Origin of the sequence: Psychromonas sp. Urea-02u-13, from assembly GCF_002835995.1 — a bacterium.
GTDB lineage: Bacteria > Pseudomonadota > Gammaproteobacteria > Enterobacterales > Psychromonadaceae > Psychromonas.
Genome location: NZ_PJBZ01000302.1, coordinates 1 through 349, shown reverse-complemented (window position 1 = coordinate 349; position 349 = coordinate 1). Strand labels below are relative to the sequence as shown.

At 41.8% G+C, this 349-nt stretch carries 1 protein-coding gene; it reads right to left on the bottom strand.

All coding sequences use genetic code 11. The features are described from left to right. Nucleotides 1–56: 56 nt before the first annotated feature. A partial coding sequence (locus CXF74_RS22765) for a hypothetical protein (protein WP_232772627.1) occupies nt 57–349 on the bottom strand: 293 nt, incomplete at its 5' end.

The following is a 349-nucleotide window of genomic DNA, read 5'->3' as shown; positions in this document are numbered from 1 at the left end:
GGGAAAAGATGGGACACCCAAACCTTGAAACTAGTAAAAACAATTAGTTACTAAAATTAAGTCTTTGGGTGTCCCCGATTGGCTACCTTGGGTGTCCCCGATTGGCTACCTCCAACACCCGACATAAATGCACCAAGCATAATAGTGCCTTGCATCCACCATTGCTCATCATCAAATATGTCATCCATGATCTTTTGCTCATGAAGCTCGAGGACTATAATTTCATCTAAAAAAGACGGGACACCCAAACCTTGAAACGAGTAAAAACAATTAGTTACTAAATTAAGTCTTTGGGTGTCCCCGATTAGTTCTCTATTTAATCGCGGTACACTGCGCATTCGCATCGTAG